Below are 15,997 nucleotides of genomic sequence, written 5' to 3' on the forward strand. Positions count from 1 at the left end.
ATTCATGTCAAGGAACGGGACTGTAGCGGATGGGACGGGAATGCGGGTTTTCCGCTATGACAGCGGAGTGGTATAACAGGGAAGCGCAGTGTGAAGCCAGAGGGAGTCAGCAACAGCGGATCATGTGCTCGGAACAGAGGGTGTGAGGCGGCAAAACCGATTTCCGACGGTGGCCGGCAGTCGCGAGTTTCCAGAATCAGTGATAGAGGTGACGGATTGAAAAATCAGGAAGGGGAATAGGGATGGCTGTGGGAAGATGGGTGCTGGGAGTCGATGGCGGTGCGACGACGACAACTGCCTTGCTGGCGGAATTGGAGACAGGCCAAGTGGTTGGTCGTGGGACAGGAGGTTCCTCAAACATTCAAGCGGTGGGTGAAACAGCAGCCTTGCGAGAGCTGAACACGGCAGTGGCAGCCGCATTTGCAGCGGCGGGCCTGCGTCGGCAACCTGTAACGGCAGCCGCCTTGGGGTTAGCGGGGATCGATCTAGACGGCGAGGATGTGATCCGAGGGTGGGCGGACCTGGTCGATCTTGCGGAGCGGCTTCTGGTGGTCAACGATGCACGCCTGTTATTCGCCGCCGGAACGCCACAAGATTGGGGGTTAGCTATCATTGCGGGCACTGGCTCGATTGCTTACACGCGTACTCCGGAAGGAAACAACAACCGGACCGGCGGGTGGGGTTGGCTGCTGGGAGATGAAGGAAGCGCTTTCCAAATCGGTTTGCGTGCCCTGCGAGCGGTATGCCGGACCGCGGATGGCGTGGGACCGCCTAGCCGGCTGAGCCAAATTGTTCTGGAGAAACTCGGATCGAGTCAAATTCGGGACTTGATCCCCGCGGTGTACCGGGGAAGTTGGGACAAAGCGTTCATCGCTCGGTTGGCCCCCGTGGTGCTGGATTGTGCCCAACACGACGAGGTGGCAGAGCAGATTGTGGCTTCGCAGGCTCAGGCCTTGGCACGGACGGCAGCAGCGGCCGTGCGGCAGATGCACTGGTCAGAACACCTTATTCCCACAGCCCTAAGTGGCGGGTTGTTCCTTCATAGCGAAATGTATCGAGCACGGTTCCTGGAATATCTCCGCCGAGAAGGTGTTCATCCGGAACCAGTGACGCTGGTGGAGGAACCCGCACGGGGAGCCGTCCTGCTGGCTCGACAACTTTGTACCGATCTCGCTTAAGCCCCCTTCGTCGTCGGACACCGATCTTGAACTTTGGTTTCCCTTCGGAAGAATAAACATATGTGCGTCGTCCTCATCTGCTTTGGGATGGAAGGTGCCTTGCCTGTGGGAATAGTCCCAGAGGAAACACACGGGTGTTGTGGGGGGCCAACACGCTGTCCCCATTCTGGTCGAAAAAGGGGTTTTCATAGTCCTGGGATCACAAAATGCTCTGGACTCAGAGTCATACGAATGTAGAAAGAGTAATAAAGCACCACTGCCTCTGGGCTGATTGAGCCGTAATGAGGACCTTGTTTGTAGAGGTGCAAGTTCGGCGGTTCCCACTGAGTAAGAAAGTAGCGGTCGAGGGTCGAAGATTCCACGTGTCCAGTATGTTGGCTGGGGTATGTGCTGAACAGGGATTGAAGGAGCAAGAACATGGCCAAGAAAGGGAAAGAAGCCCGGCATATTGTCAAACTCAAAAGTGAAGTCAGCGAGCATTGTTATTACACCGAGAAGAACAAGAACAACACCAAAGAGCGCTTGCAGTTGCGTAAGTATGATCCGACGGTGCGCAAGCATGTGATTTACAAGGAAGCTAGCAAGCTATAAGGGTGGCAAGAGAGAGGGAACAATCCGTCGGGGTCGTGGACCACCCGGCGGATTTTCTGTTTGTGAACGCACCTCCGGTGAGGGGGCGAAAATGGCTCAGCATACCGACGGGGTGGAGGCCTCGTTGTTGACATGCTGGGAGGTACGGTGCAAGGTTGCAGGATTACTAGGTGCAGCAGTAGGAGTGGCCTTGCTGCGCGATTGGCGTCCTTCCCTGGCGGCATGGGGAGTGGCCCTGATCCTGAGTGTCGTCGGTCAACTTCGTTGGCGCCGGCTTTGCGCTCACTTGTTCTTGTTGGGTGGAGCCGCATTGCCTTTTGCTCTGGTGTTGCCGTGGACCTTGGCCGATGAACGTTCCCCTTGGTGGGAGTGGGGGCCGTTGGCGTTGCATCCCTACGGTGTGGAGGTGGGTGCAGCGATTACTTTGCGGCTCTGGGCGATCGGTTTGCTCGCGGCCCTCCTGATCCACACGACCCGATGGTCCGAATTGCTCGCAGCGCTGCGACGCCTGGGTTTGCCGGCTTCGTTAGTGTGGATCATCGCTTTGGCACGGCAGTATGCGCACGTGCTGGCTCAAGAGTATCGCCGTCTGCGTTCCGCCCTGCGATCGCGTGGATTTCGCATGCGGCGAACAGGGCACAGCTATCGCACCTTGGGCTATGCCTGCGGCGCTCTGGTCGTCCAAAGTGTCGAACGGGCGGAACGGGTCTGGGCTGCCATGCGCTGCCGGGGATTCCAGGGAGATTTTACTCCCCTGATGTCGCGTGCTTCCTGCCGTTTCCGGGACATTGCCGTCTGCGCCTCGCTTTGGAGCATTATGTTGCTCTTGTGGCTCTGGGATACCCAATGGTGAATGCGAGTGGGTGAGGAGCGAAAAAGCATCAGAAGTAGTTCTTCCGAGGGAGTCCTTGCATTGTCTGAGCCAGCACCGCCGGCAAGCGAGATTGTGGTGCGGGTGGAGCACCTGTCCCATGCTTACCGCCCTTCCGGATGGGTCTTGAAAGACATAAGTTTCCAGGTCCAAGCGGGAGAATGCGTGGCCGTGGTGGGGCCGAATGGTGCGGGCAAAACAACTCTGTTTTTGCGCTTGGCTGGCCTGCTCCCTGGCGAGGGAGGACAGGTCAACGTTTGCGGTTGGGACCCTGCAGACCCGCACCAGCGTGCCCAACTTCCGAGCGTGTTGGGAATGGTCTTCCAAAATCCGGAAGACCAGTTGTTTGCTCCCAGCGTTCTGGAGGACGTGGCTTTTGGACCGCTGAACCTGGGATTATCACCGGATGAGGCCCAAGAACGGGCTTTGACAGCACTGGCTTCCGTGGGGTTCCCTGCCGATAAAGTTCACGCACCGCCCTTCCAACTTTCTGGTGGAGACAAACGCCGAGCGGCTCTGGCTGGTGTTCTGGCGATGCAACCGAAGGTCTGGCTTCTGGACGAACCGACCGCATTTCTGGACCCTCGTGGGCGGCGGGAATTGCTCGCCTTATTGCGAACGTTGCCGGGAGCCAAACTCATCGCTACCCATGATCTGGATTTCGTCCTGGAGTTGTGCTCGCGGGTTCTGCTCCTCGATGGCGGCCAATTGATGGCTGATGGACCGATCGAGGAGATCTTCGCCGACGATGAGTTGTTAGAGCGCCACGGTTTGGAAATACCCTGCCGGCGGCGCTGGTTCCAGAGCACGAGCATGACTGCGGATGGGACAAAAACAGGCGCTTCGCTTCGACGCAGTCAAACGACTGCATCTCGGAGTGAGGAGCATTGACGGTTGGGTATTAACCGGTCTAGCTGGGATGGAAAAAGGAAGTGTTACTATGCCGTCCGTATTGTTGACCGAGCCGCCGTTGCAGCCGCATCATGAGCCGTTTTCGGTGGAGCGCATTTTGCGCCCGTGGCGTGAGATGCCCCGGCGGAGGCACAAAATCATCGCTGTGCTGCCAGCTTACAACGCCGAACAGACCCTGGCCGCCACTCTAGCCGACTTCCCGCCCGGTTGCGTGGACGACATCCTGTTGGTCGATGACGGCAGCACGGACGGAACAGTGGCCCTGGCACGCCGCATGGGACTGAACGTGCTCGTCCATGAACGCAATCGCGGCTACGGTGCGAACCAGAAGACCTGTTATCGTTATTGCTTGGAGCAGGGGGCGGACATCATTGTGATGATTCACCCCGACTATCAGTACGACGCGCGGATCATACCTCATGCTGTGGCCTTTATCGAGCTGGGGATTTGCGACATCGTCCTGGGAAACCGAGTCCGCGGGCGGCGGGAGACGCTCCGCTGCGGTATGCCCTGGTGGAAGTACATTAGCAACCGGGCTTTGACCATCTTCGAGAACCTCTGCTTAGGTCAGAATCTTGGCGAATTCCACAGCGGCTTCCGCGTGTATCGCCGCCAAGTCTTGGAAATGATACCGTTTGAACGAAACAGCGATGACTTCGTCTTCGACACCCAACTCCTAGTACAAGCGGTGCATTTTGGCTTCCGCCTTGGAGATGTGCCGGTACCTGTGCGATATTTTCCTCAAGCCAGCCAGATCAATTTCCGCCGCAGCCTGCGTTACGGCCTACAGACAGTTATGACGGTGGTGCAATATGGCCTGCATCGCCTGCGTTTATGGCGGAGTCCCTTGTTTGAACTAGCTCGTCGGACAGCAAGCCCAGACAGGGAAGTCAGACCCCCGGACCCCGAACCTGGACAGTGCCGCTCTCTCCTCTAAGGGGCCGCCATCGGAATGACTACACGGAAGCTGGTATAAGGACTGCGGCTGCCAGCGTATTGTCGTTGGGGCAAGGTTTGTTCGGAGCGGAGGTGGTCGAAAGTCAGCGGATTAGGGAGAGTGAAGTTGCGGCCCCGCAGGATGATCGCGTCCTGATCGGCAGGAGGATGCTCCAGGTCCCACGGTTGCAGTGCAGCTTGCGAATCGCCGGACAGGAGCATGCAGGTCCATTCACGGCCATTACCGGCCATGTCCCGTAATCCCAATTCGTTGACATCGCTGTTTCCAGTATCCGCAAGGGTGGGCCGCGGACGGGATTGGGCGACCCAGACTTGGCTGCCGGGACGGCTGACCGAGGCTCGCTCCAGAGCCAGGTATAACCCCGCTGCGTAGTCCCACTCTGGGGGTGTCGGCAGCCGGCCGCCGAAGACATTTTGGGCGAAACGCGCCGCTTCCAGGGCAGTCACCCCCGTGACGGGCGCATGCTCTCCGTGCGCCTGTGAATCCGGAGGAACTGTGCCGCCACCGGCGGCATAAAGCTTATTCCAGACCTTAGTTTCCAGCATGTAAAACGGTGCTGGCATGTTTGGCCCGCTGGCAGGGGCAATGAGCCGGAAATAAGCCCGTTCTTCACCTACGGGGATGACAATTCTCTCCGCCAGTCGCCGCCCATCGGCCAGTGTGATGACGGCAGATTCCGCGACTGCCTTCGCTCTGGCATGCGGCAGTGTTAGAGCCAAGGATGATGTGTCCGCGCCTTGGGGGCTGGAAATATCCCGTGAAATGCCATCGCGGCTGTTCTTGGATGGCCCATCGCTGTTTGAAGTCACTGCTTCGGTCTGGAAGAAGGACAGCCAAGAAGGGAATGTCCACCGGCTGGCAATGGCGGCGGCACCACCGAGAAAAAGCACCACCATACCCAATAGGGTAAGCCGCAGTTTCTTCCTCCAGCTCTTCGGCGGCAGGCTGGGTGCTCCGAGTTGAGGAAGCGGCGTCAGCGCTTCTGGGGAGGAGAGTGTGGCGTCGGGTGTTGCCGCGCTTTGGAAGGTGGAGGCAGAAGCGGGTGATGATCCTGGACGCAGTGTCGAAGAGCGTGGGAACGCAGCCGATTTCTCGCTAGTGTGGGGCGGCGTCTGGCTAGTCGCGGGGGCTGAGGAGGCCGTGTCAAGGGCAGCGTGGGACGGAGCAGCAATACTAGCGCTCGATACAGCGGCGGCCAAGGCGCTGACAAAGGCCGTGCAAGTGGGGAATCGTTGGTGAGGATCACGGGCCAACGCCCGTCGCAACACCGCTTGCTCGGTAGGGGAAATCAACGGCTCGAATTGATAGTTACCTTCGAGGTGGGCTGCCATCAACTCTTGGAGAGGCAGGAGAGGGAGAGGGGGATGGCCTTGACGCATCTCGATATAAGTGATGGCCAAGGCGTATTGATCACTCGGTGGGCCGCCCTCTTGCGACCACACTTCCGGGGCCATGTACACTGGGGTGCCGGCGAAGGTATGCATGCTGGCGACGGTTCTGTCTTGGTGCCAGGCCAGACCGAAATCGCCGACCTTGGCATGCCCATGCAAGAGCAGAATGTTGTCGGGTTTGATATCCCGGTGCACAATGGCGTGTTTGTGGAGAAAATCCAGCCCTTCCGCGGCCTCCCGGAAGTAACGCAGCAATTCATCGACAGGTATGCCGGGCCGCTGTTCCTCCCGGCAGGCTTGCAGCCGCTTGCGCAACGTCCCCTCGGCCAGCTCCATCACTATGTACAGCCGCTGTTCGCTGATCCAAAAGTCCTCCGTGGCCAACAGGTAGGGGTGGCGGAGATTTTTGATCAACTCCAGGGCGCGGCGTTCGCGGCGGCTCCCGGAATGTTCCGTCGTGTAGGGCAGGATTTTGATCGCCTTTTCGATGCCGCTAGTCTTTTTTCGTGCAAGCCAGACTTCTCCAAAAGCTCCTCGACCCAATAAGCGGAGCATCTCATATTGGGCGGCAATCACTGTCTCCGATTCCGCGGAAATATCAGACCCCTTCTCGTGAGGCGCCGACAAAGGAGGGGGCGAAGGGGGACGCGTTGGCGATAGCAAGCGTTCCAAGGCTGGGCGGACTCGCGGAAATTGCAACGGGAAGCGCCGTTCGATCTCCTGCAATGGGATTGTCTGACCGGCTTGCCGCCGGCAACGATATTCTTCGATGATCAATTGATCAGGGATGTTTTCCAGTGGGCCCAAGAGCGGAAAACGGTGAATGTAGTCCTCGATGCAGGGGTTTTCCCCTTCCCGCCAGCGATACTCCAAGTCAATGATGACGAGTTCCACCAGGGCTTCCCGCCGAAGATGCTCCGGAACAGCGGCCAGGTAGATCGTCCAATCGGCTACACTGCCTTTCTGTCGAGCCGCATGGAAGGCATCGGCCGCCATCGAGATTCGGGCGTTAGGGTCCCAAGACTCAGGAGTGGAGGTCATAGCCAATTCAGAGCCTGCGCGTTGGACATCGCCCCCGGTGATTAGAGATTTTCGCTAGTTTCCCTTTCATCTTATCACAGATTATGCCAGAGATGCCGAGCCGGGGCGTCAACCGACTTAAGATGATCGGAGGCTCCCCCTGCTGACAGAACAAGGGAACAAGGGGAGCCGGAGGGGGAAATGTGTATATTGTCCCCGCTCAGCCGAGAGGTGGCGCAGTGGCCTGCGGATTGTAACGGAGCCGGCGGTTGGGGTCCACCTCGACATAACCGAAGACTTGCTCGTGGCGTTGGACCACGACCCGGAGCACTTCGGCTAGCTTCTTCGCCGTTACATAGTTCATGATCAAGCGATGCTTCAGATGGACCGGTTCGGGTCCATTCGGGCCGATCACCTGAGAATAAACACCGAAGTCCATGAGTACCTCATCCGGATTGCCGGTAACCCGGAAAAAGTTGACGTAGATACTTTGCATGTCGGTGTCGATGATCGGCACTTGGATCTGTTGTTGTCCCGCCCCTGGATTGGTCTGCGGCGTAGCACCTGGGTTGTTGGCCAGCGATTCTTCGGTCATGTGCGAACTCCTTTCCGGTATGAGGATAAGCCGTCTTTGCTACTATACCACTTTTCCGCCGCATTGCCGAGAAAAGGCAGCGGTTGCCAGGGAACAGTCCCGCCTGCAATCGTTATTCTCCGACCACTTTGACGCGGAGGAAAGATTGGCCCATTGCCTTCTGCCATTGCAAGGTCCAGCGCCAGTGGTCTTGATCGGAGGCTTGCGCCAAATGCAGGACGATCGGCCGAGGCGCCAGCAGCGCCAAAGCTTGCGGCACATCGAGGACGCGCAGCACGTTTAGGAAAATGGGTTCCTCGCGATGGGAGGGAGGCAGGTACCACAAATCTAAGCTGGATACGGCGGGTTCAAAGAGAGCGGCGTACAGGGCCAGACCTGCTGCGGTGCGTTCCCCTTGCAAAGTCAGGCGTGCCTTCCGGCAATCCTCCAAGCTTTGCAGGGCCGCCAATGCGCGGCGGACATCCCAGACCCGCTGCCCGTCCACGGTTTGTCCCAACAGGGCAAAGCGCCGGCGGATTTGCGTGTCCGTAACGCTGCCGGCTTCGGCCCAGCGTGTGACACCGATGCCGCGGGGGGCGATAGCGGCAAAGGCCACCTTCTGTTGCAGCACCACGGCCCGGTTTTGCTGATAAAGCTTATCATCGCGGCGAAACTTGGGCCGGACTTGCAGCACGGCAGCGTATTCCGGTCCCAAGCTAGCACACCAGCGATGCCAACCAGCCTCATCGAGGACACTTAGAATCACCTCCTGCGGCGGCGGTCCCTCAGCGGCAGTGAGCACAAACAACCTCAAGCGAATGGCGGGTTCGGGGGTGAAGTCCATGGCGCGGAGGCGCAAGCCATCGTGGCGCACATCCGCCACAAGCTCTGCATCCAGCGGACCTGGCTGGGTTGGCCAGCCCGCGAAGACCTGCTCCTGCAATTGTTTCAGCCATTGCGGCCGTTTCTGTTGCCACCATGCGGCAGTGGCTTCCGGCTTATCCGGTAGGGTGTTTTCGGCCACAGGGACGAATGACTCGTGAATCTTCTCATTGCGGCGCTGTTGGGGCAGTTGGTCGAAAACTTTTAGTTTCTGGGGTGGCAGCGGCGGGGGCAGATCATCTTGCACCATGGTTGTGGTGTCATTGCGGAGCCAGCGCTGCATCCATCGGTTGATACCGATACGAAGTTCGGGGGTGTCTTTGTGGGGGCCGCGGGTTTCCAGCAACTGGAACTTTTCCTCGGCGTTGTAGAGGGCATAAACCTTGCGGACTTTCTCCGCGAGACGCCGATAGCCGGCGACGGGGAAGATGTCATCATTGTCCGAGTTGCCGAGCAGCAGAGGTCGGGGTGCCACCAGGGCTGCTACTTGGGCAAAATCCCAGCGATAAGTGTTGATGAAGAACATGCAATCGCAATGGCCGGCGATTACGCCAGTGGCCAGACGAGGTACCGCCCCTTCGCAAACCTGGGCTTGTAAATCGGCAATACCCGCGACGGGAACGGCACAGGCTACACGCTCATCGGCAGCAGCTAGCCACCAACTGTAGGCTCCTCCGCCACTGCGGCCAGTGATCCCGATGCGCCGCCGATCCACTTCCGGTCGGCTTTCCAGATAGTCCAAGGCGCGCATTCCGTTCCACAATTCCACTCCCGCGGGCGTGTACCCACGAGCTTGCCACCACCACATCTTTTCCCGGTACGTGCCGTGATGCAGACCCTGAATCTCCCCTAATTGCAACGTGTCAATGACTAGACAAACATACCCATGGGCTGCAAACCACGCCGGATGGTACTGATAATAGACCTTGCTTCCATAGGAGATACCATCTTGAACCACATTCCCATGACCGCACAAATACAGGATCGCAGGATACTTCTCCAAGGGATTCCCCGACGCCGGCCGTTTCGGTAGATACAGGTTGGCTGTCACATATAGGCCAGGTAACGACTGGAAATGGAGCTTCTCGACGATGTACAGATCGGCCTCGATCCGGCCTGTGATCACCGGCAGGAGGGGTGTTTTCTCAGGCAAAGGCCATAGTCCCATCATGTCGAGGAATTGCTGGCGCAATTGGAGCCGGCGTTTTTCCCACTCCTGCCGTGTGGTCAGATCGGACAAGCATTTCTGCTGGATTTGGCGCACCTGATTGCGGAAGTATTCCGCAATCATGGCAGCGCCCCGGCCATAGGGGTCAGGGGTACCTGCGCTTTCCCCGCTCTCTGGCCCCGGAGGTTGAGCACGAAGTGTAGATAATAGCCAGCACGAGCCAAATGCCAACAGCAACGGGATCCAGCGCACGGGCCAGACTTTCGTGAGGAAGCAGCGATTCATGGCGGGAACTCCGTGACCAGGTTTATCAGGGGGGATGTTCCCGATGGTACAACCTATGCGGACGAAATGAAAGAGGGGAAGTGGAAAAAAGCGTTGCTGCTCAGGCAATGACACGATGGCAGCTAGAATTCTTCCTCGCCTGTGGTCCCTGTTACTCATTTCTTGCTGGCAGCCGAGATGTACTTTTCCGGATTGGCGTAGAACTCGTCACGGCACCCTGTGCAACAGACAAAGTACTGCTTGCCTTGGTAGGTGACGGGAATAGTTGCCGCTCCTCCGGAAACAATGCATTCCGGGGCCTTTTTGCCCGCGGCGAACGACTCTCCCACTCGATTCCCCTGGAATCCCAAGACATTCAGGAATATCCCTCGCCCTCCTTCTTGCCGGTCATAGCGAACCTGGAAGCGTACTCCCTCGGCCAGTGTAGTCATCGTGATGCGATGGACATCTCCGGCAGCATCTTTACTCTCGACTTTGAGGGTGCCACGAATGACTTTGCCTCGAAGGTCAAGCTTTTTTTTCTCCACGGTCTGGAGCAAAAGGCGGTATTGCTTCGCTGCCACATCGTAGGTCACTTGCCCCGAAGTGAAATACTTGCCTTTGCCCTGAGCAAATTCCACTTTCAGGCATGGCCCCGCAGGTGGAAAGTGCCAGTTCCAGCGGACAGTTTCCTTCCAGGCTTCCAGTTTCCCTCCCGTCTTCCGGGTCGCTTCCAAATTCCATTCCCCGATGAAGCCTTGTAATTCTTGCAAGGCGAGCTTGATGGCTTCGACTTCCTGAGGCGTGGCTGGACGGCTTGTTTGGGCTACGCCGTTGCTTCCAGCACACAGGAAGACCCAAAAGCCAGAAGCAACTCCCAAGGACAGGTGGGCAAACCAGCGAGCCAGCATGGTTATTCTCCGCTCAAGCCCGAAGACTAACTCTTTCCTCACTAGTTATAGGACGGCCAATCAGCAATTTTTGTTCCTGCGTTCTCCTCAGTCCTGGGGAAATGGGGTGCATCTGTAAGTCAAGGAGATCCCTGAACCGACTTAGTTAGCATCACAGAACAAATGCCCTGCGAAGGTGGGTTGGTCGCTGAAGATGTATCCTGGAGCTGAACCCCGTGGTTGCATCCGTGCATAGCAAGGGAAACCGAGGCAGAAAGAGAACGTGTTGGGGAGGGGGAGGTCACTCCTCAGGTTCTGTCAGAGCACGGCTGTAACGAGCCAGAAGCATTTGGACCGCTTGGATAGTTTGCCATTCGCCAAAGCCCAGGCGGACTTCAGTACCGTCTTCATTGGCGTCGATGTTTTCCACGGCCAAGGTGAGGCCGCGATGGAGGTAGTCGAAAATCTCCACGAGGCGCGCCACCTGAGCAGGAGTCAGCTTGAGCGGCAAAGGTGGGATTTCGTCATCTAAAGGGCACCACGGAAGGTGGGCTGTGTGGCCCACGGTAGGGTCGTCATTGTCGATGCGGGGAGCGACGGGAAACGAGTCATCTACCTTGATCGTGGGTTCTCTAGGACGTGTTGATGCAGGAATCACCGCGGATTTCTGGGCAGCAATTTCCTCCTTAGAAGCAGTCCGCCGAGAACTCGGCCCTGAGCGGTCCATTTTCTCGGCTCTACGGGCAGCAATTTCTTCCATCGATCCGAACAATATTATGGTACGACCAACGCAGATTTGGTCTCCCGCTCGCAGTCGGCGGATCTGAATTGGCATGCCGTTGACCCGTGTTCCGTTCGTGCTGTCCAAGTCCGTGATGATGATGTCGTCATCTTCCATTTGGACTTTGGCATGGAAGCGACTGACACGTTCATCGTTGAGACGCAGGGAGTTGCCTTCCTCCCGACCGATGGTCACCGGTATAGGCAAGTCCCGGAAGACGCGTCCCTTGTCTACGCCTTCGAGTACCAAAAAGGTGACCTTGCGCATCGGTAGACCCTCGGAAATGCTTAGCCTGTGCCTGCAATTTTTTCTGAGTCAGCGGAACTTCCGGCTTTGGGATACCGCTGGAATCGATGCCGTATCTCGGCGAGGACACCAAACTTTCCAGGCATCTCGGTGGTTCCGTGCTTCTTACCTATAGCATAAACCCTAGCGGCTGTCAGGAGAATACCGAGTCTTTGCAGAGCTGAAAGGGAGAATAATGTGTCCAATTCAGCTTATAGCAGAAAAATTATGCTAAAACAGGAAAATTTTCCCATCGCTGGAGGATTTGTGAGATAACGTCTGACTCTTCACCGGAGACCGGAATCAACTGGGGAATGTGGCGAAACCAGGTAAGCTGGTGTTTGGCGAATTGGCGAGTCCGGGTGCGGATGCATTCGACGGTTTGGGACCAATCGGAGAGCCGTCCCTCCAGATAGTCCAGGATTTGCCGGTAGCCGAGAGCTTGCCGGGCCTCTCGGCTAAGGGGATAGGGCAGGTCACGCAGGCGCCGGACCTCGTCGAGCCAGCCGGCTTGGAGCATGCGGTCGATCCGTTGCTCGATCCGGCGGTAAAGAGTGTCTCGGGGCAGTGTCAGAACGACCGCGGGAATGCGACGGCTCACAGGTGCTCGTTCGGGTGAAGCAAAGGCTGGGGTGTCCCAGGTCGTTTGCCAAGCGGAAATGGGGCGGCCGGTCAGGTGGAACACCTCCAGAGCGCGGATGACGCGGCGCAGATCGTTCGGATGTAAACGGGCCGCTGTTTTCGGGTCGACTTGAGCTAAGCGGGCATGCAGAGCAGCGTGCCCGTATTGTTCCGCCTCGCTTTGGAGTTGCCGGCGTAACTGTTCATCCGCTGGAGGACCAGGAAACAAGCCATACAGCAATACTTTCAGATACAAGGGGGTGCCGCCAACGAAGATGGGCCGTCGGCCGCGCGCGAGAATCTCCCGGCAGGCGACTTCGGCTTGTTCTAGCCACCAGGCCACGCTCAACCCTTGCCAGGGATCCAGAACATCAATGAGGTGATGCGGGACGCGCCTCCGTTCTTCAAGACTCGGTTTTGCAGTACCTATGTCCAGACCACGATAGACGGTCATTGAGTCCAAGGCGATGATTTCGCCGCCGATTCGTTCGGCCAGTTCCAGGGCCAAGGCGGATTTCCCACTAGCGGTCGGGCCGGTCAGAATGTAGGCTTGCTCGAAGGGGTCCATAGCTACAGGCGAGTCGTGGATCCGATATTTGGGAGTGCGCGCCGGTATTGTACGGCGGAGGGTCAAAGGGAGAGCGAGTCGACTGGCACAACTTGAGGCTGAGGGTACGACGAAGCCCGCATGTGGAGTGACATATGAATCGCATAACGGCCGCAGCGGATTATCTGATGGGTTTGCGGCGTGGCCGACGGCAGGTTCCCCATTTGCCGGAGGAGATCGCACCCCGAAACCTTCAGGAAGGGTATCAGGTGCAGAATGCCTTTGTGGGCCGATTGCTCGCCTGGCATGGTGGTAAGACCTGCGGTTACAAAATCGCCTGTACCAGCCGCGTGGCTCAGGAAGCACTTGGGGTGTCCACACCGCTGTTCGGCCGGCTCCTGACTGCGACATCCTACGCATCAGGGATCACTTTGCCTGCGGATGATTTTCTGGTGCGTTGTGCCGAGGTCGAATTCGGTTTTTTACTTGGCGAGGATTTGCCGCCCGATCGCGATTACACTGTCGAATCGATACGGCCTTGGGTAGCCGCCGTCGTACCAGCCCTGGAGATTGTGGATCATCGCTTCGTGGATTGGCAAAAGGTCGGGGCGGCGACTCTGGCGGCTGATAATGCTATTCATGGGGCCTGGATTTCCGGTCCCCCTGTAACTGACTGGCACCGCTTCGATCTGGCTCAGCAAGCGACTGCCTTGATTGTCAATAGCCAGAGGTGCTTTCCCGGTTCTGGAGCGGCGGTGCTTGGGCATCCGCTGGCTGCCTTGGCCTGGCTGGCCAACGAACTTCCTCGTTACGGCTTGTCACTGCGCGCCGGTGATTATGTATCCACCGGTTTGACCACGGCCATCTATCTGGCCCAACCGGGGGACCATCTCCGGGGCGACTTTGGTCCTTTGGGCCAAGTGGAAGTAAGATTCACCTCATAGCGGTTTCCTGAGATCGATGAGCCGAGAGAGCGAATGGACTGAACTCTGGCGTAGTGTGGTATTTGGAACGTGGCCGAAGAAGTTCGGACCTTTTGGGCCGTCGGTATTGGCAGGCTATGATTCCGGCAGGGATGGCGCTGGGGGTGGCGGCTGGTGGACATCGATGAGCAGGGGCAGCAGTGCCAACTGGTCAGGCTGCTGGTTCGAGAAAGGGGACGGGGCGGTAAGGGGGAGCGCTCTACACCATGGTGACATGGCGAGGTCAGTTTCATAGCGGACTTTTAGGAGAAACAGCCCTTGCGGCGGTGCAGTTGGGCCGGCCGATCGGCGGTCGCGACGGAACAGAACTTCCTGCAGGCGGCTGATAGGCCATTTTCCTCGCCCGACTTCGATCAGGCTGCCGACGATGGTGCGAACCATGTTGTAGAGGAAGCCGTCGGCTTCCACCTCGATAAAAAGGCAATGTGCTACGGTGTAGAGATCAACGGCCAGTACGGTTCGCCGGGTGCTGAGCCGTTCGGAACCGGAGGTGGCGAACGCGGAGAAATCATGGCGGCCCAGAAGGGCGCGGGCGGCTTCCTGCATGGCGGCCACATCTAGTTTGCCGCGCACATACCAGGCATAGCGGCGGAGAAACGGGTCCGGTTGGTCTCCTGTCTGCACTACATAGCGATAACGCTTGGAGCGGGCATCCTTGTTAGCATCGAAGCTTTGGGGCACTTCCACCAGGCATGTCACTGCCACATCAGGAGGTAATTGGGAATTGACGCCCCGCAGGAGCGTAGAACAGTTCAAACGTGTCTGGCTGAAGAAATTGGCTACTTGGCTGAGCGCATGAACTCCAGCATCTGTACGACCGCTGCCATTGAGACGCAGGGCAGGCTCCTGAGTGATGGCCGCTATCGCCCGCTCGACCGTTTCCTGGACACTCCGTTGTCCTGGCTGTCTTTGCCAGCCACAGAAATCGGTACCGTCATAACGGAGAGTGATGGCAAAGTTGCGCACAGCTCGTGCCGGCCCTGGGAGCAGGGAGTTCAGTTGCGGGGTGTGACAATCCCGCGGCGCAGCAACTCTTCTGCACATTGAACAGCATTGGTGGCGGCCCCTTTACGCAGATTGTCTGCGACCAGCCACAAACACAAAGCCTGGGGATGGCTGGGGTCTTGCCGGACCCGGCCCACATAGGTCAGGTCTGTCCCGGCGGCATGGATTGGTTGGGGCACTTCTCCCTGCCGTTCATCCAGCAAGCGGACACCTGGTGCCTGGCGGAGGGCTTCCCGTGCTTCCTCCACTGAAGGTGTGCGGTGAAACTCCACGGTCACCGCCTCACTATGGGCCACCTTCACGGGGACGCGGACACAGGTGGCACACACTCCGATTCCCGTATCGCCCAGGATCTTCTTCGTTTCCTGAATGACCTTGTTTTCCTCTTCCGTGAATCCGTTGGTATCGAGAGTCCAATCCAGGGTCAGGACATTGCCAGCAAGTTGGCCGCGGTGGGCTGCAGGAGGGGGGATAGGTTCCCCACGCACCCAGGCTTGCAATTGCGCCTCGAAATCCACCAACCCTTTGGCGCCTTTCCCGGACGAGGATTGATACGTGGCGACGACCACCCGTTTGACCCGCCAGCGATCATGGAGGGGCTTGAGAGCCACACACAAAGGAATCGCCGCACAATTCGGGTTAGCGACAATACCCTTTTTGATTTGGTGCAACTGCTCAGCGTTGACCTCCGGCACGACGAGTGGGCAATCGGGGTCCATTCGCCAAGCTGAGGAATTGTCGATGACGATCGCTCCAGCGCGAGCGGCCAGAGGGGCATATTCCCGGCTCACTGCGCTTGGAGTGCTTCCCAGGACAATCTGAACCCCCTCGAAAGCCTCGGCGCGAATGGCTTCCACAGGGTAGATTTGCCCTCCGAATTCAACGGTTTTGCCAGTACTGCGAGCCGACGCTAGGAACTTGATCGAGCGTACGGGAAACTTTCGTTCCAGCAGCACGCGCCGCATCAGGTCTCCCACGGCTCCTGTTGCCCCGACGATCGCGACATCCACACCCGCCACGCTGGTCGCCCCCGATAATTCTGCCTTTATGCTTGTTTCAGTCCCATACCATCTGTT

Annotated in this window: 14 protein-coding genes; 6 read left to right on the top strand and 8 right to left on the bottom strand. The window is 58.1% G+C overall.

The features are described from left to right. The first annotated feature begins 242 nt into the window (after positions 1 to 242). The 5 genes from H0921_RS04210 to H0921_RS04230 all read left to right on the top strand — a co-directional run bounded on the left by H0921_RS04210 (position 243) and on the right by H0921_RS04230 (position 4,489). Positions 243 to 1,178 carry an N-acetylglucosamine kinase gene (locus H0921_RS04210; RefSeq protein WP_194536794.1) on the top strand — a complete coding sequence of 312 codons (936 nt, stop codon included), beginning with the start codon at positions 243 to 245 and terminating at the stop codon, positions 1,176 to 1,178. Positions 1,179 to 1,595: 417 nt separating this feature from the next. Next, positions 1,596 to 1,769: a 50S ribosomal protein L33 gene (rpmG, locus tag H0921_RS04215; protein ID WP_194536795.1), complete on the top strand. Its 174-nt coding sequence runs from the start codon at positions 1,596 to 1,598 to the stop codon at positions 1,767 to 1,769. Positions 1,770 to 1,860: 91 nt separating this feature from the next. Then, entirely contained in the window at positions 1,861 to 2,622 is a 762-nt protein-coding gene (cbiQ, locus tag H0921_RS04220; protein ID WP_194536796.1) for a cobalt ECF transporter T component CbiQ, read from the top strand. 60 nt (positions 2,623 to 2,682) lie between these two features. After that, positions 2,683 to 3,531: an energy-coupling factor ABC transporter ATP-binding protein gene (locus H0921_RS04225; protein ID WP_228498988.1), complete on the top strand. Its 849-nt coding sequence runs from the start codon at positions 2,683 to 2,685 to the stop codon at positions 3,529 to 3,531. Positions 3,532 to 3,580: 49 nt separating this feature from the next. After that, positions 3,581 to 4,489, top strand: coding sequence for a glycosyltransferase family 2 protein (locus tag H0921_RS04230; protein ID WP_194536798.1), 909 nt, complete (start codon positions 3,581 to 3,583; stop codon positions 4,487 to 4,489). On the opposite strand, the gene H0921_RS04235 is transcribed toward H0921_RS04230, so the two are convergent. The 6 genes from H0921_RS04235 to miaA all read right to left on the bottom strand — a co-directional run bounded on the left by H0921_RS04235 (position 4,486) and on the right by miaA (position 12,954). After that, positions 4,486 to 6,897: a protein kinase domain-containing protein gene (locus tag H0921_RS04235; protein WP_194536799.1), complete on the bottom strand. Its 2,412-nt coding sequence runs from the start codon at positions 6,895 to 6,897 to the stop codon at positions 4,486 to 4,488. The genes H0921_RS04230 and H0921_RS04235 overlap by 4 nt on opposite strands. A 244-nt stretch (positions 6,898 to 7,141) precedes the next feature. Then, positions 7,142 to 7,516 carry a DUF3467 domain-containing protein gene (locus H0921_RS04240; protein WP_194536800.1) on the bottom strand — a complete coding sequence of 125 codons (375 nt, stop codon included), beginning with the start codon at positions 7,514 to 7,516 and terminating at the stop codon, positions 7,142 to 7,144. Positions 7,517 to 7,628: 112 nt separating this feature from the next. Beyond that, positions 7,629 to 9,830, bottom strand: a complete 2,202-nt coding sequence (locus tag H0921_RS04245) for an alpha/beta hydrolase family protein (RefSeq protein WP_194536801.1) — start codon at positions 9,828 to 9,830, stop codon at positions 7,629 to 7,631. A gap of 155 nt (positions 9,831 to 9,985) precedes the next feature. Further along, a complete protein-coding gene (locus H0921_RS04250; RefSeq protein WP_194536802.1) occupies positions 9,986 to 10,720 on the bottom strand; it encodes a YHS domain-containing protein in 735 nt (244 codons plus the stop codon). Positions 10,721 to 11,000: 280 nt separating this feature from the next. After that, positions 11,001 to 11,747, bottom strand: coding sequence for an FHA domain-containing protein (locus H0921_RS04255; protein WP_194536803.1), 747 nt, complete (start codon positions 11,745 to 11,747; stop codon positions 11,001 to 11,003). Positions 11,748 to 11,991: 244 nt separating this feature from the next. Then, the gene (miaA, locus tag H0921_RS04260) at positions 11,992 to 12,954 is read right to left on the bottom strand and encodes a tRNA (adenosine(37)-N6)-dimethylallyltransferase MiaA (RefSeq protein ID WP_194536804.1); all 963 of its coding nucleotides are present in this window, start codon (positions 12,952 to 12,954) and stop codon (positions 11,992 to 11,994) included. Positions 12,955 to 13,088: 134 nt separating this feature from the next. Between miaA and H0921_RS04265 the strand changes: the two genes are divergently transcribed. Continuing rightward, positions 13,089 to 13,877 carry a 2-keto-4-pentenoate hydratase gene (locus H0921_RS04265; protein ID WP_194536805.1) on the top strand — a complete coding sequence of 263 codons (789 nt, stop codon included), beginning with the start codon at positions 13,089 to 13,091 and terminating at the stop codon, positions 13,875 to 13,877. Positions 13,878 to 13,991: 114 nt separating this feature from the next. Here H0921_RS04265 and truA read toward each other — a convergent pair whose 3' ends face one another. Beyond that, on the bottom strand, positions 13,992 to 14,882 hold the full coding sequence (gene truA / locus H0921_RS04270) for a tRNA pseudouridine(38-40) synthase TruA (RefSeq protein WP_194536806.1): 891 nt from the start codon (positions 14,880 to 14,882) through the stop codon (positions 13,992 to 13,994). Between the two features lie 29 nt (positions 14,883 to 14,911). After that, positions 14,912 to 15,940: an aspartate-semialdehyde dehydrogenase gene (locus H0921_RS04275; protein ID WP_315851843.1), complete on the bottom strand. Its 1,029-nt coding sequence runs from the start codon at positions 15,938 to 15,940 to the stop codon at positions 14,912 to 14,914. Positions 15,941 to 15,997 lie beyond the last annotated feature (57 nt).

Origin of the sequence: Thermogemmata fonticola (assembly GCF_013694095.1) — a bacterium.
In the GTDB taxonomy this organism is placed as follows: domain Bacteria; phylum Planctomycetota; class Planctomycetia; order Gemmatales; family Gemmataceae; genus Thermogemmata; species Thermogemmata fonticola.